The sequence below is a fragment of the Facklamia sp. P12955 genome, assembly GCF_050409565.1.
GTDB lineage: Bacteria > Bacillota > Bacilli > Lactobacillales > Aerococcaceae > Facklamia.
On record NZ_JBNUPF010000005.1, the window covers coordinates 36637 to 62465 of the forward strand.

The window sequence follows — 25829 nt, forward strand, 5'->3', positions numbered from 1 at the left end:
TTTATGGGTGTGTTAATATAAAAGTACTATAATGTGATAAAAACTCATGTTTTGTGCAAATGAAGGGGGTTCATCACCTGGATGAGAAATCAAGAGATAATTGTTAGTTTAGATATCGGAACAACATCGATTAAAGTTGTTGTTGCTGAGTATATGAACGGACATGTAAATATAATTGGTGTAGGTAATGAAAAATCACGTGGCTTAAGTCGTGGAGTTATTGTCGATATCGATGAGACAGTTCTTTCGATTCAAAAAGCTATTGAGCAAGCAGAGCGTAAAGCCAATGTTAAAATTAATGAAGTGGTCGTTGGGGTGCCTAGTAACAAGTTAGCTATTGATGACTGTCATGGCATGATAGCTGTAGCAAGTGAAAACCGCGAAATAACCTCGCGCGATGTAGATAATGTTATTTCGGCAGCAAAAGTACGTTCTGTTCCACCTGAGCGAGAAGTAATTGCCATTCTACCAGAAGAGTTCATTGTTGATGGTTTCAATGGTATTCGTGATCCTCGCGGAATGATTGGCGTTCGTTTAGAACTTTATGCCCGGTTAATGACAGGGCCACGTACCATTATTCATAATATTAGACGGTGTGTTGAAAAAGCAGGTCTTTCAATTTCTGAGTTTGTTATTCAGCCGCAAGCAATTGCAACCACCGCTTTAAATCAAGATGAGCGAGAATTTGGTACAGTGATTATTGATATGGGGGGCGGCCAAACCTCAGCTTCAATTATTTACGATAATCAATTGAAATATTCCTTTGTAGATCAAGAAGGCGGAGACTATGTCACTAAGGACATATCGGTTATTTTAAATACTTCACTAGATTCTGCTGAACGCATAAAACGTGAATACGGCTATGCCATTTCTAGTCAAACTTCACCAGAAGAGTATTTCCCGGTTGAAACAGTCGGCCGTAAAGAACCTGTTCGTGTAGACGAGCGCTATTTATCTGAAATTATTGAAGCTCGCTTAGTTCAAATTTTTGAAACTATTCATGAGGATCTTGAAGCTGTTGATGCTTTGGATTTACCGGGAGGCTTTGTCTTAACTGGGGGCGCTTCTTCTTTACCAGGCGTATTAGAATTGGCCAAAAAGTACTTTGGGCCACAAGTTCGTGTATATATCCCAGAACAAATGGGACTGCGCAACCCTGTCTATACGACCAGTATGGGGATGGTTGAATATGTGTCAAAATTAGACGAAGTGCATCAAATCGCTCAGGCAACTTTCCGAGCACAAAGGGTTCAGCACGCTGCAGCTAGGGATGCTGGTCCACTAATTTCCAATCCGTATGACGGGGGCCAAGGTCGTCCTTATGGTGAGTCAGATAACTCATATTATCAAGCTCGTAATGGCGGCGGACAACGAGGAGGGCTTCAAGGAGGATTTAGTAATCAAAGTCAAGCTCGACAAAAACCTAAAAGTCCTTCATTATCGCAACCCCATCCTAATGGTCAAGCTTTTTCAAATAATTCCAGTCACTCAGATTATTATGCCTACAACGATAGCCAAGCGCAATCTTATAATAATTATCCATCAGAAGACCAATATTCTGAAGAAGAATGGATGGATGCTTCGACTAAAAACCCATCAACTAACGAGGGTGGTTTTGTAAATAAATTAAGAGCATATTTTCAAACGTTTTTTGACTAATTAAGACAGCACAAGAGGAGGAATTTATTAATGGAATTATCATTTGATCCAACGGTTAATCCTGAAGGAGCAGTTATCAAAGTTATTGGTGTAGGGGGAGCGGGTGGCAATGCTGTCAACCGAATGATTTCCGAAGATGTTCAAGGAGTTGAATTCATCGTCGCTAACACTGACACACAGGCTTTAAAAAGTTCTCAAGCAGAAACTAAAATTCAATTAGGTCCAAAAGTTACTAAAGGCTTAGGAGCTGGCTCGATTCCTGAAATAGGATTAAGAGCCGCTGAAGAATCAGAAGAGCAATTACGACAAGTCCTTGAAGGGTCAGACCTTGTTTTTGTCACTGCTGGAATGGGTGGAGGAACTGGAACGGGTGCTGCGCCTGTTGTCGCTCGTATTGCAAAAGAATTAGGTGCTTTGACAGTTGGAGTCGTAACCCGTCCTTTCACTTTTGAAGGTCCAAAGCGCGGTCGCTTTGCTGCTGAAGGATTACAAAACCTCAAGGAAGCTGTTGACACTTTAGTAGTCATCTCAAACAATCGATTGCTAGAAGTGGTAGATCGAAAAACACCAATGATGGAAGCTTTCTCTGAAGCAGATAATGTTTTACGCCAAGGTGTTCAGGGGATTTCTGATTTGATTGTCGCTCCTGGTTTTATTAACTTGGACTTTGCAGACGTGAAAACCGTTATGAAGGATCAAGGAACAGCTTTAATGGGAATTGGTACAGCTGCCGGGGAAAACCGCACAGCAGAAGCGACTAAGAAAGCTATTTCTTCTCCATTATTAGAAGTTTCAATTGATGGAGCTCAACAAATTCTACTGAATGTAACAGGTGGACCGGACTTAAGCTTATTTGAAGCACAAGATGCAAGTGATATTATTTCTTCTGCTTCTAGCGAAGATGTCAATATTATCTTTGGTACTTCAATTAATGAGAGCTTAGGTGATGAGGTGGTTGTTACTGTAATTGCTACCGGAATTGATGCTGAAAAGAATACCATCAATAAACAACAAGCAATGCGTCAAAACCGTCCGAATTTCTCTCATAACAACACTTTCTCGACAAACGAAAATACCCCATCTGCATCAAGTTCCCCATCGATGAATTCATCTGACCGCTCAATCAACTTAAAACAAGCAAATCAAAAAGAGACTGAACGTGATTTATTCAGTGATTGGGATATTAAACGCGAACAAATTACCCGTGATGTGGCAGATATTGAACCTAAGGAAAAAAAGGTTGAAAGAACCTTTGAAAGATCGGAATCAGAAAGTAAGGTACGTCAAGCGGAATCTGACGAGCAAGACGAATTAGAAACACCTCCTTTCTTCCGTAAAAGAAATCGTCATTAATTTTCTTAGAGGAAGCAGCAGTGTTTCCTCTTTTCACCAATTTTTAGCAATAAAGTCGGAGGTATTATGAATTTAAATGCAATTATCCAATTTGTGTCTACAATTTTTCGTGTCTATCAATGGGTCTTGATACTCTATGCCTTACTCTCCTGGTTACCTGGAGCAAGAGAAAGTTCGATTGGACGAATGATTGATCGTCTGGCAAGTCCATATCTCGATATTTTTGATCGCTATATTCCACCCATTGGTCCTATTTCAATCAATGTGATCATCGCTCTCTTCACATTGACTTTTATTGAGCAGGGCGTCATTTGGTTGATTATTACCATTTTAGGCTAGTAAATGAAAGAGTCTATTTATCAGCATTATCGTAAGGAAGAAATTCCTTTTGTAGACCAAGTTTATGATTGGATCGATCAAGTTGACCGTCTTTATACTCCCGTCTTAACATCTTTTTTAACGCCGAGAGAAGCAACTATTCTAAAAAACATTGTTAGCGGCCGTGATGAGATGAATTATCATTTAGATGGAGGATATGAAGAAAGTGAGCGTAAGAGAGCCTTAATCTATCCTAACTACTATCTATTGGATTTAGCAGATTTAGAATTAGGATTCTTGGAAATTACTTACCCTATTAAATTTGCTGAACTGTCTCATGGTAAAATACTTGGAACCATTCTCTCAACAGGGATTGAGCGGGGAAGAATAGGAGATATTATCACTGATAGTCAGGCATGGCAGCTAGTAGTTGATTTAAAAATGCAAACTTATTTAATGGATGAAGTAAAAAAGATAGCCAATGTAGGAGTCCATTTGAATCCCATAAAACGAGGGAACCTTTTGCAATCGATTGATGAATGGGAAGAAGCAACAGTCATTGTATCTTCTCTGAGATTAGATAGTTTAATATCTAAGGTATATAATATTTCGCGCCAAAGAGCCAAGGATGCAGTTAAAGCAGGACAAGTTAAAATTAATTTTACTGAGATAGATCGAAGTGATACTTTGGTTGGTATTTCTGATATTGTTTCACTCAGGCATTTTGGGCGCTTTCGTATTCAGTCAGTAGATGGTAAAACGAAAAAAGATAATTTTAGACTATCCATTGATTTGTTAAAAGTATCGTAAAATTTATAAAAAAGGAAGGATCTTTATGACAATTACACCAAATGATATTTTAGAAAAAGAATTTAATAATAAGTTCCGTGGCTATGATCCAGAACAAGTAAATGATTTTTTAGATATTGTGCGCGTAGAGTTAGAGAAAAAACTAGAAGAAAATCACAATTTAACGCGTGATTTAGCAGAAGCTAAAGATAAAATTGACTATTTTTCACAATTACAAGAATCTTTAAATTCTTCAATTATTATTGCACAAGAAGCAGCAGAACGTCTAAAACAAAATGCTCGTAAGGAAGCAGAATTAATTCTCTATGAAGCTGAAAGTGAAGCAGGACGAGTAATTGATGAAGCGAATGCGCAATCAAATGAAATTTTTGAAGAGGCAGAGAGGTTGAGAAGTGTAACGAAAAAATATCGTCAAGAATTACGTCGTTTAATTGAAAATCAATTATCCATTGTAAATAACACTTCATTTGAAGATTTGTTTGATGGTACAGCTTTAACACCTGCTCAGACACGTGAACAAAGATCAGTAACGAGTAATCGTCTGGAAGATTTAGAACAAAATGTTAAGCTTGAAGCCATAGATAGTGAAGAAAATGAAGATTTATCTATAACGCAAGTTTTTGATTTGAATGACTTAAGGGAAATTCATGTGGATGAAAAAGATGAAGATTCTTCTGAGTCTATGAAAACTATGCCTTTAAGTCGTGAAGAATTAGAGGCTTTTGAACGAAATCATTCATCAGATAGAGACTCTGATGAAGCAGAAAAATCTGATGAAGCCTTACATGGTGAAACAATTCGTATTGACCTTCCAACAGAAGACTAATATAATTAAGAAAATTATTGGTAAAAGCTGAGATAGAAACAAGAAGATGGATATAATACATTAGCGACTTGAGGATGGTGCAAGCTCAAGAGTCCCTGTATCTTTCTTTATCATTCTATTCAATGACTAGTGAGTCAAAGTTGACTAGCTAGATCCGCTTCAAAAGCGTTATCATGAAGAGTGAATAGTTTAACTATTAAATTGGGTGGTACCGCGTATTTGACGTCCCTTCTTAGGAAGGGGCTTTTTTTATAGAGAGGAGAAAACTAATGAAATTAAAAGATACTTTGCACCTTGGAAAAACATCCTTTGATATGCGAGCGAATCTTCCTGTTAAAGAGGTAAGCTTACAAAAAGAATGGCAAGAAGCTGATGTTTATCACAAAATGTTAGAAAAAAATATGGATTCAGAACCATGGATTCTACACGATGGTCCGCCATATGCCAATGGTCGCGTACATATGGGACATGCTTTCAATAAAGTTTCAAAAGACTTTATTACACGTTTTCGTTCAATGACAGGCCATTATTCTCCATATGTCCCTGGTTGGGATACTCATGGTTTACCAATTGAGTCAGCCTTACAGAAGAATGAAGGTGTGAATCGTAAAGAACACTCAACAGCAGAATTTCGTAAACTTTGCGAAGCCTATGCTTTAAAACAAGTTGAAGGTCAAAAAGAAAGCTTTATGCGTTTGGGAGTGAATGGAGATTGGGAAAACCCATACTTAACTTTGCAACCTAAATATGAAGCACAGCAATTACGTATTTTTGGACAAATGGCTGATAAAGGCTATATCTATAAAGGTGCGAAGCCGGTATACTGGTCCTGGTCGTCAGAATCTTCATTAGCTGAAGCTGAAGTTGAATATCAAGACGTAAGCTCACCTTCAATTTATGTAGCTTTCAAAGTGAAAGACGGTGGTGGCATCCTTCCTCAAGAAGCAGAATTTATTATTTGGACGACTACACCATGGACATTACCTGCTAACCTAGGGATTTCTGTTTTAGGACAGGCTAATTATGTGCAAGTCGCAGTTGGCGACCGTCACTTTATTGTCGCTGAAGATTTATTAGAAGTAGTAGCATCGACGCTTGAATGGGAAAATTATCCAGTCGAAGCACATTATAAGGGGCAAGATTTTGACCGTTTGACTGCTCAACACCCATTCTATGACCGTGAATCCTTACTAATGGTAGGCGATCATGTTACTTTAGAAACAGGTACGGGATTAGTTCATACGGCTCCTGGTCACGGTGAAGATGACTATTGGATTGGTTTAGAGTACGGTTTGGATATTTTGTCGCCAGTAGATGGCAGAGGACATTTTACAAAAGAAGCGCCTGGTTTGGAAGGTGTCTTTTATCTGAAAGGTCAAAAGCAAATTGTTAAGACCTTAAAAGAAAATGGTAGCCTCTTGCATTATTCAGAATTTGTTCACTCTTATCCGCACGATTGGCGAACTAAAAAGCCGGTTATCTACCGTGCAACGCCTCAATGGTTTGCTTCGATTGATAAATTCCGTGAAGAACTGCTTGATAATGTTGAAAATGCAGTCACTTGGCACCATCCATCGGGTAAACGTCGTATTTATAATATGATTCGTGACCGTGGCGACTGGGTAATTTCTCGTCAACGTGTTTGGGGAGTGCCTTTACCAATTTTCTACGCAGAAAACGGAGAAGCTATTTTAGAATTAGATATTGTCAATCATGTAGCCGATTTAGTAGAAGAACATGGAACGAACATTTGGTTTGAGTGGGAGGCAAAAGACCTTTTACCAGAAGGCTTCCAACATCCTGCTTCGCCAAATGGTCAATTTACAAAAGAAATGGATATTATGGATGTATGGTTCGATTCGGGTACATCGTATGCTGGCGTTTTACAAGCGCGAGAAGATTTAAACTTCCCAGCTGATTTATACCTTGAAGGTTCTGACCAATATCGTGGTTGGTTTAACTCATCGTTCACTACCTCTGTGGCTGTCAATGGTTTCCCACCATACAAGGCGGTTCTTTCACAAGGTTTTGTAAATGACGGTAAGGGTCAAAAGATGTCTAAGTCTTTAGGAAATGTTATTGATCCAGTTGAAGTAATGAATGATTTAGGAGCAGATATTATTCGTTTGTGGGTCGCTTCTGTGGACTATGAAGCTGATGTACGTGTCTCTAATGAAATCCTCAAACAAGTCTCTGAATCCTATCGTAAGATTCGTAACACGCTTCGTTTTATGTTAGGTCTTGTGAATGATTATCATCCAGCTGAAAATGCCGTTCCTAAGGAAGAACTCACCAATCTCGATCAATATATGAATGCTAACTTTAACTTGTTTAAAGCGGATATCTTAGAAGCTTATGACAAGTATAGGTTCCCAGAACTTTATAAGCGCACTATGAACTTTATTTCTTCTGATCTTTCAGCTTTCTATTTAAATGTGGCTAAAGATATTGTATATATTGAAGCTAAAGATAGCCATGCGCGTCGTTCTATGCAAACAGTGATTTATCAAATAGTTCATGATATGTTAATTTTATTGACACCATTAATTGTACATACAGCTGAAGAAGCATGGAAAGATTTACCAGCGGTAGATGGTTTTATTCAATTAGCTGAAATGCCTAAGGCAGAACAGCTTGAGCAAGCTAGAGAGATTGTTGCTAAATGGGATGTCTTTTTTAAATTACAAACAGGAGTAAACAAGGCTCTCGAAGAAGCTAAGAATCAGCCAGAACAGGCAATTAAGAAATCCTTTGAGGCAGCCGTTTCACTATATATTAATGAAGAAGATCAAAAAGCCTTCGATTTACTAAGTGATCAGCCTGCACAATTATTTACTGTATCACAATTAAACGTTCAATCCATTAATCAAGCACCACAAGATGCACATTCGTTTGAAGATTATGCCGTGAAAGTTGATTTTGCAAAAGGAGATGTTTGTGATCGTTGTCGTGCAGTAAGACCAGAAGTCGGCACAATTGAAGGAGCAGAAGAACTTTGTCATCGCTGCCATGAAATTGTGAAAGCGGACTATCCTGAATATTTTGAGAATAAGGAATAACTTTATAAAAAAAAGACAGGGCCAAAGCCCTAAAAAACAGTGGCGAATTGATATGAGATTCGCCACTGTTTTTGTCGTTTAATAAATAAAAATAGTGAATAACAAGCCCTAAAAGCTGGGGAAATTCATAGATAATGGGCTGATTTTTGTCGTATTTAGGACTTTTTACCTAGTTTCTTTTAATACTCCTAAAGAGTGTTTAAAGTAAAAATTAAAAATCATCAAAATAATTATCTTGTGACGTTTTAGGATTCATAGCTTGTTGTTTTTGTTCATTTGAAATAGCTAATAACCGTTCTTGCAGTTGACTTTCCATTGATTCTAATTCTATTTGAGCGGCTTGTCTTTGCTGTCGTCCTTCAGCTTGAATTTGTAATGTTGTTTCAATCGTTTCGATCAAATCAGCCTGCGTTTTTTGTAAGGTTTCGATATCGATAATACCTCTTTCAGTTTCTCTAGCTGTATCAATGGCCGATTGTTTCAGCATAGCGGAATTGCGACGTAACAAATCATTGGTTGTTTCTGAGACCATTCTTTGAGAAGTGGCAGCGTCTTGCTGTCTCAAAAGTGCAAGGGCAATGGTAATTTGATTTTCCCAAAGAGGAATAGAGGTATGAACAGAGGCTTGAATTTTTTCAGCCAAGGCTTGGTTAGTATTTTGAATCATCCGAATTTGTGGAGCTTGCTGGATAGTCATTTGACGGGTAAGTCTTAGATCATGGGTGCGTTTGTCTAAACGATCTAAAAATTGGTTAAGGTCATGGACTTCCTGCACATCCATTTGGCTATTGCTTTCTTGAGCTTTTTTAATAGCTTGAGGAATCGTTTTGGATTGTAATTCTTCAATTTTAACTTCACCCGCTGCAATATAGACATTTAAAGCCTCAAAGTAGTCTTTGTTCTTTTGATAGAGTGTTTCTAACATCATATTGTCATTGAGTAATTCGTTTTTTTCTCTTTCTAAACGAATAACGACTTTGTCTAATTGATTACCGATTTTTTGATATTTCATTTGGGTATCAGAGATGGAGGTACGGACTTGGCCAAAAACTTTTTGAAAAAGATTAGGTCGACTGGTTAACTCCTTAGGATTCGACTGTTGTAAGGTAGTCATTAAATCCGTTAAAACATCACCGACTTCACCCGTATCTTTAAGTTGGACATTATGTAGCATTGAATGGGAGAATTCTGACAAACGCTTTTGTGCTTTAGCCCCATAGGTGATAACAGCAGAAAGGTTTTTCTCGTCAATCTGCTGGGCGAGTTTACGTGCTTGAGCTTGACGATTTTTACTCAAGCGGTCAATTGTTTTCTCATTGGTAACTTTTTTCTGTGAAAGAATTGAAGCTTTTGATAATTCGCTTTGCAAAGATTGAATGGGTTCAATCTGATCTTCTTCTTGGTCAAAGGGATCCGTCAGAAGATCATCAATTTCATCAAAAGAAGTGGTTTGAGTTAAATCCTGATTATTTGAGTTTAGTTCATTCATCGCTTTATTCTCCTTCATTATCTAGTTCTTTAAGCTCTTCAAAAGGGTCATCCATATCAAAATTATCCATTTTAGATTTTTTTGAATTTTGGCTGAATCGATTTGTTTGATTATTAGATTCATTATGTAACATTCGGTCGGCTAGTTTCAAGCCATCTTCCAATTCTTGATAGGTTTCGGAGTGAAATTTCAAATAATCCTCAACAATTTCTTGACTCAACTGATCGATTGTTTGGGCACTTTTTTCTAAAATTAAATAGCTTTGCTTATTTTTTGCCACATGTGAATTAATTTCATTATATTTTTCTAATAGATCGTCTAACTGTGGAAGATAATTGATGAGGAAATCAGAAGCATCCAGTCGACGATTGGGCTCTTCAACGATATCTTTAAAGTAATTCTTTGAAACTTTGACGATATTGTGTCGGATTTCAATGGCGCGCATTTTAGCCGTTTTTTGAAAGTTGGCTTCAATATTAATAATCTGTTTACGCGAATCAGCCATTTGACTTCTGAAAGCTTCAATTTCTTGTTTACTTAAGCCTGCTGCTTGATAATGCTCTAGCATGTTGCGACTAGGCTTTTTGTGAGTAGGATGGAAAAATGACTTCCTGTGGGTTTTAAATGTATTCGGTTTTGTTATAAGCGCTAAAAAAGCAACCCCAGCTGAACAAAATAGAATAGCAATGCTTAGATAATATAAGCTAATGGCAGAAGCAGTAAAATAACTCTCTAAACCAATATAACCATAAGATTGGGATTGACTACTAGCAATAGCCAGACCCACTAATAAGGTAAGGACTTGACCAACATAATAGAAAAACCAAATCCATGCCGCAGAATTTATTTTACGAATAAAGTAAAAGAGAAAGGCTAAGAGAAGCCATCCGGCAACAATAGCTAAAGTGGAATAGACGAGGGCCATTATATAGTAGCTATTATAAAAAATGAATGTTAAAACATGCTCCATCACAATTAAAGTAAGTAAGGCAAGGATATTTTTCTTCAAAGTAACCGTCCAAATATCAGATAAATGATTTCCTTTTTTAACAAAATGATTGAATTTGCGAACAATATTTAGCAGAGGGCCTGCTAATAAGAATATAAAAATTATATTGATTAAAGCTAACATGATTGCAACCTCCCTTTTCTTAATTTTAGAATACCATAACTAGAAAAAAGTCTTATCGGACTTGAGGCCTATTCTTAAACTTAACCATTGAAAAGACTTGAAAGAAAGAATAGTAGTCGCTAAACTGAGTAGGAATTAATAGCTAAGGAAATAGTTTTAAGAGGTGAAAATTATGAAAGATAAGGCAGAGACAATTTCATTTATCAAAAATAATGAAACACTATCTGTTAACCAAATCTACGATGGGGCCATTTTACAACTCTATCAAAATGAAGTACGTCTACCCAACGGTCAAACGGCAAAACGTGAGTTGATTCATCACCTGCCAGCAGTGGGTATATTAGCTGAAACAAAAAACAATGAAGTTGTCCTGGTTAAACAGTATCGTCCGGCTATTGCTGATGAAATTTACGAAATCCCAGCTGGAATTATCGATCAAGTAGAAGGTCAACTCGAAGAGCCTCTTATAGCCGCCAAACGTGAGTTAAATGAAGAAACTGGTTACGCTTCAGCAGAGTGGATATTTAATTCTAAATTTTATATTTCACCGGGTTATATTGATGAGGCCATATACCTTTTCTTTGCTAAATCCATTGAAGAGGCAAAAGAAAAGCTAGATCAAGATGAAAATGAAGAAGTTTCGCATTACTTATTTACGGCCCAACAAGTGAGGGAAATGATTAATAATGGTGAAATCATTGATTTAAAAACTTTATATGCTTTAAGCATTTGGTTAAATAGTTTGGAGGTTTAGTTATGGGACTATTTTCAAGCAAAAAGAAAAAACACGACGATTATCAAGCTTATTTAAATTATGAGCAAGAAGGAAATGATCGTTTAAATCATCAGCCTTCTTCAAACAACCAAGTGGATTCCTTTGATCGGTCGATCTATTCAGAAGATAGTGAGCTCTACCATGAATTTATTAATCGGGCAGAAGCGATGGATGATTCACAACCTTATCCAAATTATTATGAGGAAGTGACTTCACAATTTGATAGTCAGAATGACTTTGACATGACTAATGAGATGGATGCAGAAGGAGATGGAGTATACAAAGCTTTTAATGAGCAATCAGTTGATAAAGACCAAGCAAGTTCACTCGAGGATTATCACCATCAATCAATGGGGGAAGATATTAGTTCTATTAGAAAAAGAGCTAAATATTCAGCTAAAATTGACCGTTTTTTAAATAATGGCATTATCATAGTAGGTGTTCTATTAGTCTTAGTTTTGTTAATCGCTTTTTTGGCATAGGAGGGGTGGTTAGATGAAAAAAATTGGAATTATTGGTGCAATGGAAGAAGAAATTCGTCTCTTAAAAAATGAACTATCAAATTTAGAAGTTCATAATTACTATGGCTTTGAGTTTTATCAAGGAAGATTGAGTGGTAAAGAAGTTGTCCTAGTTCAATCAGGAATTGGAAAAGTTAATGCTAGCCTTTCAACTGTTTTAATGGTTGATCATTTTGAGGTGGATTTAATTATAAACACTGGAAGTGCCGGAGGTCTGTCACCAGACTTATCAGTGGGTGACTTGGTGATTGCTGATGGTTTAATCCACCACGATGTAAACCTTTTAGTCTTTGGATACGACCAAGGTCAAATGGCTGGCATGCCGACAATATATCAACCAGATGAAGATACCAGTCAATTGGCCTATCGATTGGCTAAAGAGAAAGGACAAACCGCAATTAGAGGACTGATTGCTTCAGGAGATCAATTCATTAGTGACAGTCAACAAGTAAACAATATTCGTCAAGTTTTTCCTAACGTAAAAGCAGTTGAGATGGAATCAGCGGCTATCGCACAAGCTGCCTATATTCTAAAAACACCATTTATTATCATTCGTTCAATCTCCGATAAAGCAGATGAAGAAGCTGGAATAAGTTTTGATGAATTTATTTTATTGGCCGGACGCAAATCAGCTGAGATGGTAATCGATTTACTGAGTAAAATTGATTAAAAAAACTTGCTAATCTTTTATTAATCGGTATAATAAAAAGAGTGTAAAATAATGCAGCATAGAAAAAGAAAGCGCGTCAACAGTTAGTAACGTCAACGTTAATGAGTAACCACGGCTGCACAAGGTGAAAAACTAACTGCACGCATTCGATTTTCTAACCACTTATTTTACTCCAATACATATTTTATGGAGGAATTTTAATGTCACGTTATACAGGACCCTCATGGAAACAATCTCGTCGTTTAGGAATTTCATTAACTGAAACTGGTAAGGAGTTATCAAAACGTCCGTTCCCACCAGGACAACACGGTAATCAACGTAAAAAATTATCAGAATATGCTTTACAAAAAAATGAAAAGCAAAAATTACGCTTTATGTATGGATTAAATGAACGCCAATTCCGCACTTTATTTAATCGCGCTGGCAAAATCTCCGAAGGTAAACATGGTGAAAACTTCATGGTTATGTTAGAGCGTCGTTTAGATAACTTAGTTTATCGATTAGGTTTAGCTACTACTCGTCGTCAAGCACGTCAACTAGTAAACCACGGCCATATTACTGTTGATGGCAAGCGTGTAGATATCCCGTCATATATTGTTGAACCAGGACAAGTAATTAGTGTTCGTGAACGCTCACGTAATTTAGCTATCATCAAGGAAGCATTAGAAACAACAGTTACTCGTTTAGAGTTTGTGAACTTTGATGCAGATAAATTAGAAGGTAGCTTAGTTCGTTTACCATTACGTAGCGAATTAAATGCTGAAATTGATGAAGCCCTAGTCGTAGAATACTACAATAAATTAGGCTAAATCTTAAAGAGATTGTTACATAAGATTGGGAGCTTTCCCAATCTTATTTTTTTCCATTAGAGCCTAAGGAAGTTTTTTATTGAACAATGCCTTTAAAAGAAAGCCTTCAAATGTTATAATGTATGGTGATTATTTATGCAAAAGGCCAATAGGCAGGGGATTAGAAATAAGTAGAGGAGCGAAAAGGAATGAGTATTAAATTCACGGACATCCTGTTCTTGATCATTGTAGCAATACTCTTAATCTATGGATTAATTTATTATTTCCGTACACAGAGAAAGAAAGAAATTAAAGATTTGGAACAACGTAAAGATGAAATGATGTCTATTTCTGTTGCTGACCAGCTCTTTACTTTGAAGAATATGAATCTATCTGGTCAAACAAAAAGAAAATATGAAAGTTTAGTGGCTACTTGGCAAACCATTACCAACTTTCAATTTACTGAAATAGAAGCCGCTTTGGTAGGTTCTGAACAATTTGTAGAACAAATGAATCTAGTGAGAGCAAAAAACGCACTAAATCAAGCACGTGAAATTCTTGATGAAACAGAAATTCAAGTTCATCAATTGCACCAGGAATTAACAGAATTATTGGCAACAGAGGATGAAAATCAAGAACGTTATGAAGCCTTACTTGAACGTTATCAAACTGCTCGCAAAAGTGTCATGAATCATTCTTTTGATTATGGGCCAGCGATTGAAACGCTTGAAAAAAACCTTCAATATTTAGAGTTGAACTTCACTAAATATAATGAACTAACTGCTAACGGTGATCATCTAGATGCTCAAGATATGCTAGATAACTTAGAGGCTGACTTATCGTCATTTGAAGAAATCTTACAAAAAATTCCAAGTATGTACGATAAGATTCAAAGTGAATATGAAGATTCACTTGAAGATATTAGAGATGGCTACGAAAAAATGGTGGCTAGTCGCTTTAACTTTGATAATATTAATGTTTTAGAAGAAATTGATAAAATTCAAGAGCAGTTAAACCAAGCCAAAAACGAGATTAAAAATGCTGATTTAGCTGACGCTAAAACCTTAATGGACAAAGCAGAGCGTGAAATTAATTCCTTATACGATCAGTTAGAATCAGAAATTATGGCTAAAGAATATGTGAATAGTCACCTTCATCAATTGAAGGGACGAATTGAAGCAGTAACTGAAAACAATCGTTATGCAGGAATAGAAGTCGATCGGATCTCTCAATCTTACATCTTACATAATAATGAATTAGACCAAGTCAATGACTTAACCGAAAGAATTCGCTTAGAGTATCAAAAATTCAAAGATATGGAAGTTGATATTGAACAAAATCATGCCGTATTTACTCAAATAGAAAGCAAAATGCGTAAAATCGAGCGTTCTATTGAAGAAATAGCAGATGAACAAAATCAGTTAGTAAAATCGATAGCTGGCTTAACCAGTCGAGAGAAAGAAGCTAAATCAAATCTTGATTTATATGAATTAGACCTTAGAAATATGAAGCGTAAGTTAGAAAAAAACCATTTGCCTGGCTTACATGATAGCTATTATGAATTGTTTTATAAGGTAACTGATCATATTGAGAACCTCTCTCAACAACTCAATCGTGTCCGAGTGGATATGAATCAAATTGATGAGATGGAAGGTAATTTAGAACAAGGTTTAGATGAATTGGAGGCAATGACTGAAGAAACCATCGATTCAGCCATGCTCACCGAATATATGATTCAACATTCCAATCGTTTTCGCTACGATTACCCAGAGGTAGACCAAGCAATTAAAGAAGCGCAATACTACTTCCACCAAGAATTCCGTTACCGTGAAGCTTTGGCAACCATTGAAAAAGTCCTTCGTCAAGTCGATCCAGATGCACCGACGCAAGTTCGAAGGATGTATCATCAAGAAAAACAAATCCGATTTTATTAAAAGTAAAGTCCGAATAGATTCCTTGGTTTTGGGATCTGTTCGGTTTTTTCTTGAGTCAATTGTCGTTACTAAATAGAAGTAAGAAAGGATTACAGATGTTATATTTTGATCATGCCGCAACCACTCCAGCTCGTGCTACTGTTTTAGACACCTACAATCAAGTAGCTCAAAAATATTTTGCTAACCCTTCAAGTGCCCACAAATTAGGTCAAGAGGCCAATAGTCTGTTGAATAATGCTCGCCAACAAATTGCAGACTTATTACTTTTTAAAAGCAATGAAATCTTTTGTACCTCATCAGGGACTGAATCTAACAATTGGACACTTCAAAGTCTATTAACAGCTCACGCTAAGCTTCATCCTAATAGGCGACAAATTATCCTATCAGCTATTGAGCACCCTTCTATTCGCTCGCAAATTGACCACTTAAAAACAAGAGGCTTTGAAGTAATCCTAGCACCGGTGGATCATAATGGTCAATTGGATTTAAACAGCTTTGAAAATCTACTGAGTGATCAAGTATTACTTGTTTCTACTATGTTAGTCAATAATGAGGTAGGATCTTTTTTACCAGTTGAACCATTGGCACAAAAATTAGAAAACTATCCACAAATCCTTTGGCATGTTGACGCTGTTCAAGCCATAACTTGTAGGATGAAAGCTATGCATCATAGTAGAATTGATTTATTAACTCTTTCTAGCCATAAATTTCACTCGGTAAGAGGGGTGGGACTCTTAGCCATTCGCCAACGTGTTACGAAAGCACCTTTATTATTTGGAGGCGGTCAAGAGTTTGGTATGCGCTCTTCTACTGAAAACCTACCAGCGATTGTAGCAACGGCCAAAGCTTTAAGATTAGCTTGGGAAAACCAAGCAGAAAGTATCAAACACATAAATCATTATCGCACTCAAATAACTCAAGCACTTAAAAAAATGAATTGGCAAGTCTTTGGTGGTAGCCAGGAGCAAGTGAGTCCACATATTATCTGTGCGGCCTTTCCAGGTGTGCCAGGCGAGGTATTACTTCAAGCTTTTTCCAATGCTGATATCATGATTTCGACAACTTCTGCTTGCTCAAGTCGTAAGAAAAATGACCATCATACCCTTAAAGCGATGGGCATTGATAACAATTTAGCTAATTCTTCAATAAGAATTTCTTTATCGCAGACAACCAGCCAAGCAGAAGTAGATCAATTAATTAAACCAATCCATGAGATTTCAACAAAGTTTAAGCAAGATTTGAAAGGAGCCTAAAAGATTGAAAGAGATGTTAATTCACTATGGGGAGCTCTCAACAAAAGGGCGTAACCGTAAAATGTTTCAAAATAAAATTGCTGAGCATATACGCTATAAAACCAAACATTTAGAGAAAATTAAAATTCATGCACATCATGATTTCATGCATCTTTATTGGCACGAAACAGCTTACGATGAACTGATTGAAATCATTAAAACAATTCCAGGAATTCAAAGGTTTGAACCTGTTTTTCCTGTTGAAAAGGATCTTCAAGAAATTGGAAAAAAAGCCCTTGAACTTTTTGCTGAGTTAAATGCTCAACCGGGAGATAGCTTTAAAGTAATTGCTAAGCGATCGGATAAGAACTTTGAGCATGATAGTATTGCCATTCAAAGAGAAATAGGGAGCATCATTCTGCAAGCTCATCCGGAATTAACGGTTGATCTGAGAAAAGCTAAACACAAAGTGGTCATATCCATCCATCAAGATATAGCCTATCTTAGTTTAAAAAACTATCCAGGTATGGGTGGCTTACCTTATGGTTCAAGTGGGAAAGGCTTATTAATGCTTTCGGGTGGTTTTGATTCACCGATTGCTGGTTATCAAATGATAAAAAGGGGAATGAAGTTGGAAATGGTTCATTTTGCCAGTCCACCTTATACTTCTTTACAAGCGCTTGAAAAAGCTAAACGATTAACAGCAGTTCTCGCTCAGTACGCCACTGCGATTACTTTTCACGAGGTTCCTTTTGCTCATATTCAGTTGGCGATTCGAGAACATGTTCCCGACAATTTATCCATGACTATTATGCGTCGGATCATGTTACGCCTAATGGATGCTTTGTTAAAAGAGCATAAAGCCCGAGCAATTGTTAATGGGGAGTCGCTAGGTCAAGTTGCCTCACAAACTTTACAATCGATGCAAGTGATTAATGAAGTGACCCATTCTTTAATATTAAGACCTTTAATTGCAGTTGATAAAAATGATATAATAGCAATGGCTGAAACCATTGGAACTTACGATATTTCTAATGAGCCCTATGAAGATTGCTGTACGGTCTTTGCACCAAAGTCACCTTGGACTAAGCCTAGACTTCATACTGTTAAAGAGTATGAGGCGCTCTTACCAATTGACCAACTAGTGAAAGAAGCCTTGGAAAATATCAAGACAAGTGAAATCACTGCTAGTTATCAAAGCGAAGCGGCTACAGCCTTCAATGATTTATTATAAGTTGTTGTCGCAAGAATTCATTAAGAAAGAGGAGTAATTATGACAGAAATTAAAACAATCAATACAAAAAAAGCCCCAGCAGCAATTGGACCATACTCTCAAGCAAAACAAGTAGGAGAGCTACTTTTCTGTTCAGGTCAAATCCCAATCAATCCAGCCTCAGGTGAAATAGAAGCAAAAGAAATAACAAATCAAACAAAGCAAGTAATTGCTAATATCGATGCTCTACTAAATGCAGCAGGATACTCTGCAGAAAATGTTGTAAAAACCACATGTTTCTTGGCAGATATGGGTGATTTCGCCGTTTTTAATGAAATTTATGCTGAATATTTCACATCCAAACCAGCTCGTTCAGCAGTGGCTGTTAAGACCTTACCTAAGAATGTTTTAGTAGAAATTGAAGTAATCGCTAGTTTATAATTTATAAGATATTAAAAAGAGCTGTCTAATGACTGATGTAAGTGGTTGTTGACGGTTCTTTTTTAAAATTTAAAGGAGATTGAAAATAATGATCGAAAATCAGATCAAAGAATTTGCTCAAATCATCCAGAAAAGTCGCAAGATTGTCTTTTTTGGTGGAGCCGGTGTTTCAACCGCATCTGGTATTCCAGATTTTCGTTCTGCAGATGGTTTGTTTATGCAAGAAACCAATTACCAATACTCAGCGGAAGAAATAATCTCGCATTCCTTCTATAAACAACATCCTCAAATCTTTTTTGAATACTATTTTGAGCATTTAGTCTATCCAGAAATACAACCCAATTTGGCTCATTTTTTTCTAAAAGAATTAGAAAACAAAGGAAAAGAAGTGACAGTTGTCACCCAAAATATCGATGGCCTCCATCAAAAGGCTGGTTCAAGTCGAGTCTTAGAACTTCATGGGTCTGTTTTAAATAATTTTTGTACGCAATGTGGTAGCTACTATGCTCTGGATCAATTAGAAAAAGATGCTCAGGGCATTCCACGCTGTCCTAAAGATCAAGCGATTATTAAGCCGGACGTGGTGTTATATGAAGAAAGCTTGAATGAAGAGACCATTAATCAATCAATCCAAGCCATTAGTCAAGCAGACCTCATGATTATCGCAGGAACTTCCTTAAATGTTTATCCGGCTGCTTCATTTATTCATTATTTTAGAGGAAATTCTCAAGTAATCATTAATCAGACACCAATTCTAATTAGCAAGCCCAATGCTTTGATTTTTGAAGATAAAATTGAGGCAGTTTTTCAGTTAGTGAAAGATTATTTAGCAAATAATGATTAAATGGCGAAGGCCTTGTTCAAAGCTGTAAAGAATGATAAAATAAGTCCAACTTAAATTTTAATTTGACTAAGAAGAGAAGAGTAATTCATCACCATCCAGAGAGGAAACCTTGCGCTGAAAGTTTCTCGATGAATGAAGGTAGCTTGGAGTCATAAGACATGAGAAATCAACAATAGTGTCTTACGGAGTCTGCTCCGTTAACAAGAAAGAGTGATTAAGTAACTTTTTTACTTGATTAAATTTAGGTGGTACCACGTAATTGACGTCCTATGCAAAGCATAGGATTTTTTTTATGAAAATGAATTAAGGAAGGTGTAACGATGGTAGAAAATACGAAGCAAATGCCAAGTAAGTACCAACCTCAGACGGTTGAAGCAGGTAAATATCAAAAATGGATAGAACAAGGTGTATTTAAGCCTTCAGGAGATTCTAAAGCAGAGCCATATTCAATTGTAATTCCACCCCCTAACGTAACGGGTAAATTACATTTAGGTCACGCTTGGGATGTGACTTTGCAGGATATGATTATCCGTTCTAAAAGAATGCAAGGCTATGATACTTTATGGTTACCTGGTATGGACCATGCTGGAATTGCGACTCAGGCAAAAGTGGAAGAGCGTTTAGCAGAAGATGAAAACTTAAGTCGTCATGATTTAGGGCGGGAGAAATTCCTAGAAAAAACTTGGTCTTGGAAGGAAGAATATGCAACCATTATCCGCCAGCAATGGGGGAAAATGGGTATTTCAGTCGATTATGCGCGTGAACGTTTTACGCTGGATGACGGTTTAAACAAAGCAGTTAATAAAGTCTTTGTTAAGCTTTATGAAAAAGGACTTATCTATCGGGGAGAATATATTATTAACTGGGATCCAAAAGCCCAAACGGCTCTATCCGATATTGAAGTGATCCATAAAGATGTACCAGGTGCTTTTTATCATGTTAATTATCCAATGGTTGGTAGTGATGAAGTGGTTCAAATTGCCACCACCCGTCCTGAAACACTTTTAGGCGACACAGCGATTGCTGTACACCCTGCTGATGAGCGTTATCAACATTTGATCGGTAAAAAAGTACTCTTACCATTAATGAATCGTGAAATTCCTGTCGTAGCAGATGAGTATGTGGATCGAGAATTTGGTACAGGTGTAGTGAAGATTACCCCAGCTCATGACCCGAATGACTTTGAAGTCGGTAACCGTCATCATCTACCACGAATGAATGTGATGAAAAAAGATGGCACTATTAACGAATTAGGTGGAAAATATGCAGGCATGGATCGCTTCGATGCACGCAAGCAAATTGTAAAAGATTTAAAAGAGCAAGGCTACTTAGTTAAGATTGAAGAACATACGCATTCAGTGGGCCATTCTGAGCGTTCTGGGGCGGTCGTAGAGCCTTATCTATCTACTCAGTGGTTTGTCAAGATGAAACCTTTAGCCCAGCAAGCTTTGGCTAATCAAGCAACTGATCAAGCAGTTGAATTTTACCCACCACGCTTTAATCAAACTTTCCAAACTTGGATGGAAAATGTTCATGATTGGGTGATCTCACGTCAACTTTGGTGGGGACATCAAATTCCAGCCTGGTACCATAAAGAAACAGGTGAAGTTTATGTTGGCGAACAAGCCCCCAGTGATGAAGAAAATTGGTTAAGAGATCCGGATGTTTTAGATACATGGTTCTCATCTGCCTTGTGGCCATTTTCAACCATGGGTTGGCCAGAAGAAGGTCACGATTATCGTCGCTACTTCCCAACCAGTACCTTAGTGACCGGTTATGATATTATTTTCTTCTGGGTGTCGCGTATGATTTTCCAATCTTTAGAGTTTACGGGTAAACGACCTTTCCAAAATGTTTTAATTCATGGATTAATCCGTGATAGCCAGGGGCGTAAGATGTCAAAATCGCTAGGCAATGGAATTGATCCAATGGACGTTATTGATGAATATGGGGTGGATTCCCTTCGCTGGTTCTTAGCCACAGGGTCGACTCCCGGACAAGATATTCGTTACTCCACTGAAAAGATGGGAGCAGCTTGGAACTTTATTAATAAAATCTGGAACGCTTCACGTTATGTATTAATGAATGTGGGTGATTTAACCATTGAAAATTTAGAAATCAAGCAAGATTTGACACTTGCCGATCAGTGGATTCTTTCCCGTTTACAAACAACAATTGAAGAAGTAAGCCGTTTATTTGAACGCTTTGAATTTGGAGAAGCAGGTAGGGTCTTATATCATTTCATTTGGGATGATTACTGTGACTGGTATATCGAAATGACTAAAGAACAGTTGCAAGATCAAGAACATGATCATTTTGCCACTAAATCAGTTCTTGTTTATGTCTTGGACCAATTCTTACGTCTATTACATCCAATTATGCCCTTTGTAACTGAAGAAATTTGGCAGCAAATTGCTCCACAAGCTGCATCAATCGTTACAGCAGCTTATCCAACCGTTAAAGAAGAATACAAAAACGATATTGCTGAAAAACAAATGCAGGAATTGATTGAAGTCATTACAGCGGTGCGTCAAATCAGAAATGAAATGAACACACCATTATCTAAAGCTTTAAAAATGATTATTAAAGTTCAAGATAAGGGTATTGAAGAAAGTTTAGAAAGTAACCGGGCATACATTAATCGTTTCTGTCACACAGACCACTTAGAAATTGCCGCTAATCCTGAAATAGAAGGAGAAATGGTTACACAGACACTTTCATTTGCACAAATTTTCATCCCATTAGCTGGATTAGTCAAAATAGAGGATGAGATTAAGCGCTTGGAGCAAGAAGTCACTAAGTTAGAAAAAGAAGTCGAACGTCTAGTGAAGAAACTTTCGAATGAAGGATTTGTTGCTAAAGCACCTGCTCAAGTAGTTGAAGGTGAACGCACTAAATTAGCTGAATATGAACAAAGGTTAAAAGCAGTGCAAGAAAGAATTGAAGAATTAAAACCATTAATCTAAATAGTTAGAAAAAGAGGAATCAAAATGACGTTTACAAATGTTGATGAGGCGACTCATTGGTTGTTAAACCAAATCAATCCTATCCCAAGACCTGATATGACTAAAATATATCAAGCTTTGGAATATGTGGGAAATCCTCACAAAGGTTTACCAATTATCCATATCACCGGGACTAATGGTAAAGGATCAACGGTAGCTTATTTAAGAGATTTACTGTCGAGCCAGGGCTATAAAGTAGGATCTTTCACCTCGCCACATATTGAGCGGTTTAATGAGAGAATTACTTTTGATGGTCAACAAATTAGTGACGAAGCGCTCATTCGTTTAACCAATCAATTGGTTGAATTAAATGATTACATGGAAGCCTACTCTCCTTATGGTCGTTTAATATATTTTGAACTATTTACTATTATGATGTGCTTATATTTTCAAGAAAAAAAACCGGATGTTTGCTTGATTGAAGCAGGAATCGGAGGCATGTCGGATTGTACTAATGTTTTAGACGGAGAGATTGCCGTTGTTACTTCTATTGGTATGGATCACGCGGATATGTTAGGAGACACCTTAGAGTCCGTTGCTCTTGAAAAAGCAGGCATCATCAAGCCGCAAAAAGAGGTTGTCACAGGACTTATTCAAAAAAGTCCTCTAAGCATTATTGATAAATGGGCAAATGCTCGCACAGCTGTCCACCACTCTTATGACCAAACTTTCGGTGTCAAAAATATTAACAAGTTAAGCCCTTTTAAGACTCAATTCCAATTTTGGACTGACAGTCAAGCAATTCCACAAGAAGCTTTTGAAATAAATATGGTGGGAGATCATCAGGTGAGAAATGCGGCCGTTTCTTTGCAAGTATTTATTTCATGGATGGCTCACCAAAAGCAAACGATTGATTGGCCCAAAGCGAGAGAGGCTTTGCAAAAGACAAAATGGATTGGTCGATTAGAAAAGATTTTTGAAAATCCATACATCTTTTTAGATGGGGCGCATAATATGGAAGGGCTGACCGCACTGAAAAGTGTGGTAGATGAGAATTTTTCTGCTTTCGAGATCACCATTATTTATGGAGGTTTAAAGAAGAAAAATCAAGCAGAACAAGTTCCTTTATTGTTGAATTTTCATGCCGAAAAAGTTTATTTGACTTCCTTCCACCATTTCGAAGCTATGAAAGAAAAAGATTTTGCAGAAGTTTTACAAGCCGAATCAATTGTCAATCGTCATAAAGCCCATTACGTTGATGATTGGAAAAGTTGGATGAATGATTATCAATTAAATAATCAAAATAATAAGCAGGCCCTCTTATTAATAACGGGCTCTCTATACTTTGTCTCAGAAGCTAGAGCCTATCTCTTAGCTCACCAAATGATTTAACTTATTGAATAATAGCGAGCACTTTTCCTCCTTACTTCTTGTATTTATTGATACTAGCAGTAAGGGGGAATTCTTTTGTCATCGAATAACTCTTGTATCCGTCAAATGACTCAGCAAGACCAGCCGCGCGAACGTCTCAGACAATACGGTGCTAAAAATTTATCCAATCATGAATTGTTGGCTATTCTCCTTAGAACAGGAAGCAAAAAAGAAAATGTCTTAAACTTAGCCATTCGTTTGCTTAGTCATTTTGAACCACTCAACACTTTAAAAATTGCCTCACTTAGTGAACTCCAATCGATTAAAGGAATTGGTCCTGCTAAAGCAGTTGAGATAAAAGCAGCGATTGAGTTTGGGAGTAGAGTGCAAGATGCCCAATTTAAAAAACAGGGCGTTCTAACTTCAACTTCTCAAGCAGGGCAATGGTTGATTAAAGAGATGGGAGACCTTCATCAAGAACATTTAGTCGCTCTTTTTCTAAATAGTAAGAATGAAATTATCAAAAAACAAACCATCTTTATCGGTTCGGTCAATAGTTCGGTAGCTTGCCCAAGAGAAATTTTTAAAGAAGCGGTAAAATATCCAACTGCAAGGCTAATTATTGCTCACAACCATCCTTCTGGTAATCCAGATCCTTCACAGGCAGATTTGCTATTTACCAAGCGAATGATAGCGTGTGGGGAGATGATGGGGATTGAACTTTTGGATCATTTGATTATTGGAAACGATCGCTATTTGAGTTTGCGTGAAGCGAGTGATTGTTTTATTTAGTTGTCTTTAAATGCTAAATGATAAAATACTTGAAAACTATTGAAATAGAATAGCCAGCTATGTTAGAATTTAGATATGTTTTTGTAAGGGGTATCATAGTTTGGGAATTCCACTTCGTACCAAGAGCAAGAATATAATTAATACAGGTGCTTAGGCACGAGGAGGATATTTGTAAATGGAACAAGGTACAGTAAAATGGTTTAACGAATCTAAAGGTTTTGGCTTTATCGAACGTGAGGGTGACTCAGACGTATTTGTACACTTCTCAGCCATCCAAGGTGAAGGCTTCAAAACTTTAGCAGAAGGACAAGCAGTTCAATTCGAAGTTGAGGAAGGCGCTCGTGGACCTCAAGCAGTTAATGTTGAAAAATTAGCCTAGACTTTCGACCAATCTAATCTATCGAATCAAAAAATACCGTAAGGGAACTAAATAACCTTGCGGTATTTTTTGATAGCTATAATCGTGCTCAAGCAGTTGTTTAAAAACCAAATGAAATTTCTAAAATTTAAAATTCAGTTGAGCAAAGAAAGGGTTCGCTAGTTTTTAAACTTTTTTTTTGCTATAATTTACAAAGCTATTGCTATTATTTGAAAGGCGGATGAATGCATGGGGATTTTTGGCAAACAGCAAATTGGAATTGACTTAGGCACTTCAACAACCATCATTTACATTGCACGAAAGGGTATTGCATTGCGCCAACCCTCTATAGTAGCAATTGACAAAGAATCAGGAGAAGTTGTTGCCTATGGAAAAGAAGCATCGAAACTAGTTGGAAGAACGTCAAACCGTTATGAAATGATTTACCCCATTCGTAAGGGCGTTATCGCTAACTTCTCAATGACCAAAATGATGTTGGGCCATTTTATTACTCAAGCCTTACGTCATTCCTTCTCAAAACCAGAAGTTGTCATTAGTTCGCCAAGCCAAATTTCTAAAGTAGAAAGAAAGGCACTAATTGATGCAATCAAATCATTAGGAATCAACCGAGCAATGATTGTTGAGGAGGCTTTTGTAGCAGCTCTAGGAGCGAATTTAGCAATTGAAGAAGCAAGAGGAAAAATGATTGTGGATATCGGTGGAGGTACTACCGATATCGCCACTTTATCATATGGCGAGATTGTAGATTCCTTAACGCTTAGTGCAGCCAGTAATAATATGAATGAAGAAATTCAATCTCAAGTTCGCCAAGAACACAATTTAATTATAGGAAATTATACGGCAGAGACTTTAAAAATAGTGATAGGGGAAGCCTTGTATGATCCTAAAGAAGAAAATGATCATTTAATTGTAAAAGGTAGAGATGTTATAACCGGCGTGCCCAATGAAGCCAAAGTATCCACTCAGACAGTTGCAAAAGCCATTGATGTAGTAATTCATCAAATTATTTTAGGAATAAAACAGGTGTTAGAATTAACCCCCCCTGAATTATCTGCAGACATCATGGAAACAGGTATTATTTTGACTGGTGGCGGGTCTTTACTTAAACATCTACCAGAACGAATTGAAAAAGAATTAGGTCTTTCTGTACGAAGAGCCGATTTACCCATCGACTGTGTCGCTATGGGTGCAGGACGTATGTTTAATGAGTTGGATCGTCAATCATCAGCGATTGAGCGGAGTTTAAGATAATTGTTTACTAGTAGAAAGAAGGCAAAA

At 37.1% G+C, this 25829-nt stretch carries 22 protein-coding genes and 1 other annotated feature; of the genes, 20 read left to right on the forward strand and 2 right to left on the reverse strand.

Going from position 1 to position 25829, the window contains the following annotated elements; all coding sequences use genetic code 11:
- The first annotated feature begins 81 nt into the window (after positions 1–81).
- The 6 genes from ftsA to ileS all read left to right on the forward strand — a co-directional run bounded on the left by ftsA (position 82) and on the right by ileS (position 8025).
- Positions 82–1659: a cell division protein FtsA gene (ftsA, locus tag ACQV2G_RS02175; RefSeq protein ID WP_428873872.1), complete on the forward strand. Its 1578-nt coding sequence runs from the start codon at positions 82–84 to the stop codon at positions 1657–1659.
- Between the two features lie 30 nt (positions 1660–1689).
- Positions 1690–3012, forward strand: a complete 1323-nt coding sequence (gene ftsZ / locus ACQV2G_RS02180; protein ID WP_428876016.1) for a cell division protein FtsZ — start codon at positions 1690–1692, stop codon at positions 3010–3012.
- A 66-nt stretch (positions 3013–3078) separates the two neighbouring features.
- Positions 3079–3351: a YggT family protein gene (locus tag ACQV2G_RS02185; RefSeq protein WP_428873874.1), complete on the forward strand. Its 273-nt coding sequence runs from the start codon at positions 3079–3081 to the stop codon at positions 3349–3351.
- A 3-nt stretch (positions 3352–3354) separates the two neighbouring features.
- Positions 3355–4140 (forward strand): RNA-binding protein, encoded by a 786-nt coding sequence (locus ACQV2G_RS02190; RefSeq protein WP_428876018.1) that lies wholly within the window; start codon positions 3355–3357, stop codon positions 4138–4140.
- 25 nt (positions 4141–4165) lie between these two features.
- Entirely contained in the window at positions 4166–4966 is an 801-nt protein-coding gene (locus ACQV2G_RS02195; RefSeq protein ID WP_428876019.1) for a DivIVA domain-containing protein, read from the forward strand.
- A 269-nt stretch (positions 4967–5235) separates the two neighbouring features.
- The gene (ileS, locus tag ACQV2G_RS02200) at positions 5236–8025 is read left to right on the forward strand and encodes an isoleucine--tRNA ligase (protein ID WP_428876020.1); all 2790 of its coding nucleotides are present in this window, start codon (positions 5236–5238) and stop codon (positions 8023–8025) included.
- Between the two features lie 211 nt (positions 8026–8236).
- Here ileS and ACQV2G_RS02205 read toward each other — a convergent pair whose 3' ends face one another.
- Positions 8237–9514 (reverse strand): toxic anion resistance protein, encoded by a 1278-nt coding sequence (locus ACQV2G_RS02205; RefSeq protein WP_428876021.1) that lies wholly within the window; start codon positions 9512–9514, stop codon positions 8237–8239.
- 4 nt (positions 9515–9518) lie between these two features.
- On the reverse strand, positions 9519–10646 hold the full coding sequence (locus tag ACQV2G_RS02210) for a 5-bromo-4-chloroindolyl phosphate hydrolysis family protein (RefSeq protein WP_428876023.1): 1128 nt from the start codon (positions 10644–10646) through the stop codon (positions 9519–9521).
- Between the two features lie 172 nt (positions 10647–10818).
- On the opposite strand from ACQV2G_RS02210, the gene ACQV2G_RS02215 reads away from it, so the two are divergent.
- From ACQV2G_RS02215 to ACQV2G_RS02280, 14 genes are all read left to right on the forward strand, one after another.
- Positions 10819–11400 carry an NUDIX hydrolase gene (locus ACQV2G_RS02215; RefSeq protein ID WP_428876025.1) on the forward strand — a complete coding sequence of 194 codons (582 nt, stop codon included), beginning with the start codon at positions 10819–10821 and terminating at the stop codon, positions 11398–11400.
- Between the two features lie 2 nt (positions 11401–11402).
- Entirely contained in the window at positions 11403–11903 is a 501-nt protein-coding gene (locus tag ACQV2G_RS02220) for a hypothetical protein (RefSeq protein WP_428873881.1), read from the forward strand.
- A gap of 13 nt (positions 11904–11916) precedes the next feature.
- Complete coding sequence (locus tag ACQV2G_RS02225; protein WP_428873882.1) at positions 11917–12612, forward strand: 5'-methylthioadenosine/adenosylhomocysteine nucleosidase; 696 nt, start codon at positions 11917–11919, stop codon at positions 12610–12612.
- A 200-nt stretch (positions 12613–12812) separates the two neighbouring features.
- Positions 12813–13421 (forward strand): 30S ribosomal protein S4, encoded by a 609-nt coding sequence (gene rpsD / locus ACQV2G_RS02230; RefSeq protein ID WP_428873883.1) that lies wholly within the window; start codon positions 12813–12815, stop codon positions 13419–13421.
- 188 nt (positions 13422–13609) lie between these two features.
- The gene (locus ACQV2G_RS02235) at positions 13610–15334 is read left to right on the forward strand and encodes a septation ring formation regulator EzrA (protein ID WP_428873884.1); all 1725 of its coding nucleotides are present in this window, start codon (positions 13610–13612) and stop codon (positions 15332–15334) included.
- Positions 15335–15429: 95 nt separating this feature from the next.
- Complete coding sequence (locus ACQV2G_RS02240) at positions 15430–16587, forward strand: cysteine desulfurase family protein (RefSeq protein WP_428876027.1); 1158 nt, start codon at positions 15430–15432, stop codon at positions 16585–16587.
- Between the two features lie 13 nt (positions 16588–16600).
- Positions 16601–17800 (forward strand): tRNA uracil 4-sulfurtransferase ThiI, encoded by a 1200-nt coding sequence (gene thiI, locus ACQV2G_RS02245; RefSeq protein ID WP_428875004.1) that lies wholly within the window; start codon positions 16601–16603, stop codon positions 17798–17800.
- Between the two features lie 39 nt (positions 17801–17839).
- Entirely contained in the window at positions 17840–18220 is a 381-nt protein-coding gene (locus ACQV2G_RS02250; RefSeq protein WP_428873886.1) for a RidA family protein, read from the forward strand.
- A gap of 88 nt (positions 18221–18308) precedes the next feature.
- Entirely contained in the window at positions 18309–19064 is a 756-nt protein-coding gene (locus ACQV2G_RS02255; RefSeq protein ID WP_428876029.1) for an NAD-dependent protein deacylase, read from the forward strand.
- 59 nt (positions 19065–19123) lie between these two features.
- Positions 19124–19337 (forward strand) — a binding site (T-box leader).
- Between the two features lie 47 nt (positions 19338–19384).
- Positions 19385–22030 carry a valine--tRNA ligase gene (locus ACQV2G_RS02260; RefSeq protein ID WP_428876030.1) on the forward strand — a complete coding sequence of 882 codons (2646 nt, stop codon included), beginning with the start codon at positions 19385–19387 and terminating at the stop codon, positions 22028–22030.
- A 24-nt stretch (positions 22031–22054) separates the two neighbouring features.
- Positions 22055–23401: a bifunctional folylpolyglutamate synthase/dihydrofolate synthase gene (locus ACQV2G_RS02265; RefSeq protein ID WP_428876031.1), complete on the forward strand. Its 1347-nt coding sequence runs from the start codon at positions 22055–22057 to the stop codon at positions 23399–23401.
- Positions 23402–23506: 105 nt separating this feature from the next.
- Entirely contained in the window at positions 23507–24172 is a 666-nt protein-coding gene (gene radC, locus ACQV2G_RS02270) for a RadC family protein (RefSeq protein ID WP_428873899.1), read from the forward strand.
- A gap of 175 nt (positions 24173–24347) precedes the next feature.
- Positions 24348–24551, forward strand: a complete 204-nt coding sequence (locus tag ACQV2G_RS02275; RefSeq protein ID WP_428873890.1) for a cold-shock protein — start codon at positions 24348–24350, stop codon at positions 24549–24551.
- 228 nt (positions 24552–24779) lie between these two features.
- Positions 24780–25802 carry a rod shape-determining protein gene (locus tag ACQV2G_RS02280; protein WP_428873891.1) on the forward strand — a complete coding sequence of 341 codons (1023 nt, stop codon included), beginning with the start codon at positions 24780–24782 and terminating at the stop codon, positions 25800–25802.
- Positions 25803–25829: the final 27 nt, after the last annotated feature.

What these genes read in the sequence shown, in the direction of transcription:
- ftsA (WP_428873872.1), top strand. Translation starts at nt 82, where the DNA reads ATGAGAAATCAAGAGATAATTGTTAGTTTAGATATCGGAACAACATCG.
- ftsZ (WP_428876016.1), top strand. Translation starts at nt 1,690, where the DNA reads ATGGAATTATCATTTGATCCAACGGTTAATCCTGAAGGAGCAGTTATC.
- ACQV2G_RS02185 (WP_428873874.1), top strand. Translation starts at nt 3,079, where the DNA reads ATGAATTTAAATGCAATTATCCAATTTGTGTCTACAATTTTTCGTGTC.
- ACQV2G_RS02190 (WP_428876018.1), top strand. Translation starts at nt 3,355, where the DNA reads ATGAAAGAGTCTATTTATCAGCATTATCGTAAGGAAGAAATTCCTTTT.
- ACQV2G_RS02195 (WP_428876019.1), top strand. Translation starts at nt 4,166, where the DNA reads ATGACAATTACACCAAATGATATTTTAGAAAAAGAATTTAATAATAAG.
- ileS (WP_428876020.1), top strand. Translation starts at nt 5,236, where the DNA reads ATGAAATTAAAAGATACTTTGCACCTTGGAAAAACATCCTTTGATATG.
- ACQV2G_RS02205 (WP_428876021.1), bottom strand. Translation starts at nt 9,514, where the DNA reads ATGAATGAACTAAACTCAAATAATCAGGATTTAACTCAAACCACTTCT.
- ACQV2G_RS02210 (WP_428876023.1), bottom strand. Translation starts at nt 10,646, where the DNA reads ATGTTAGCTTTAATCAATATAATTTTTATATTCTTATTAGCAGGCCCT.
- ACQV2G_RS02215 (WP_428876025.1), top strand. Translation starts at nt 10,819, where the DNA reads ATGAAAGATAAGGCAGAGACAATTTCATTTATCAAAAATAATGAAACA.
- ACQV2G_RS02220 (WP_428873881.1), top strand. Translation starts at nt 11,403, where the DNA reads ATGGGACTATTTTCAAGCAAAAAGAAAAAACACGACGATTATCAAGCT.
- ACQV2G_RS02225 (WP_428873882.1), top strand. Translation starts at nt 11,917, where the DNA reads ATGAAAAAAATTGGAATTATTGGTGCAATGGAAGAAGAAATTCGTCTC.
- rpsD (WP_428873883.1), top strand. Translation starts at nt 12,813, where the DNA reads ATGTCACGTTATACAGGACCCTCATGGAAACAATCTCGTCGTTTAGGA.
- ACQV2G_RS02235 (WP_428873884.1), top strand. Translation starts at nt 13,610, where the DNA reads ATGAGTATTAAATTCACGGACATCCTGTTCTTGATCATTGTAGCAATA.
- ACQV2G_RS02240 (WP_428876027.1), top strand. Translation starts at nt 15,430, where the DNA reads ATGTTATATTTTGATCATGCCGCAACCACTCCAGCTCGTGCTACTGTT.
- thiI (WP_428875004.1), top strand. Translation starts at nt 16,601, where the DNA reads ATGTTAATTCACTATGGGGAGCTCTCAACAAAAGGGCGTAACCGTAAA.
- ACQV2G_RS02250 (WP_428873886.1), top strand. Translation starts at nt 17,840, where the DNA reads ATGACAGAAATTAAAACAATCAATACAAAAAAAGCCCCAGCAGCAATT.
- ACQV2G_RS02255 (WP_428876029.1), top strand. Translation starts at nt 18,309, where the DNA reads ATGATCGAAAATCAGATCAAAGAATTTGCTCAAATCATCCAGAAAAGT.
- ACQV2G_RS02260 (WP_428876030.1), top strand. Translation starts at nt 19,385, where the DNA reads ATGGTAGAAAATACGAAGCAAATGCCAAGTAAGTACCAACCTCAGACG.
- ACQV2G_RS02265 (WP_428876031.1), top strand. Translation starts at nt 22,055, where the DNA reads ATGACGTTTACAAATGTTGATGAGGCGACTCATTGGTTGTTAAACCAA.
- radC (WP_428873899.1), top strand. Translation starts at nt 23,507, where the DNA reads ATGACTCAGCAAGACCAGCCGCGCGAACGTCTCAGACAATACGGTGCT.
- ACQV2G_RS02275 (WP_428873890.1), top strand. Translation starts at nt 24,348, where the DNA reads ATGGAACAAGGTACAGTAAAATGGTTTAACGAATCTAAAGGTTTTGGC.
- ACQV2G_RS02280 (WP_428873891.1), top strand. Translation starts at nt 24,780, where the DNA reads ATGGGGATTTTTGGCAAACAGCAAATTGGAATTGACTTAGGCACTTCA.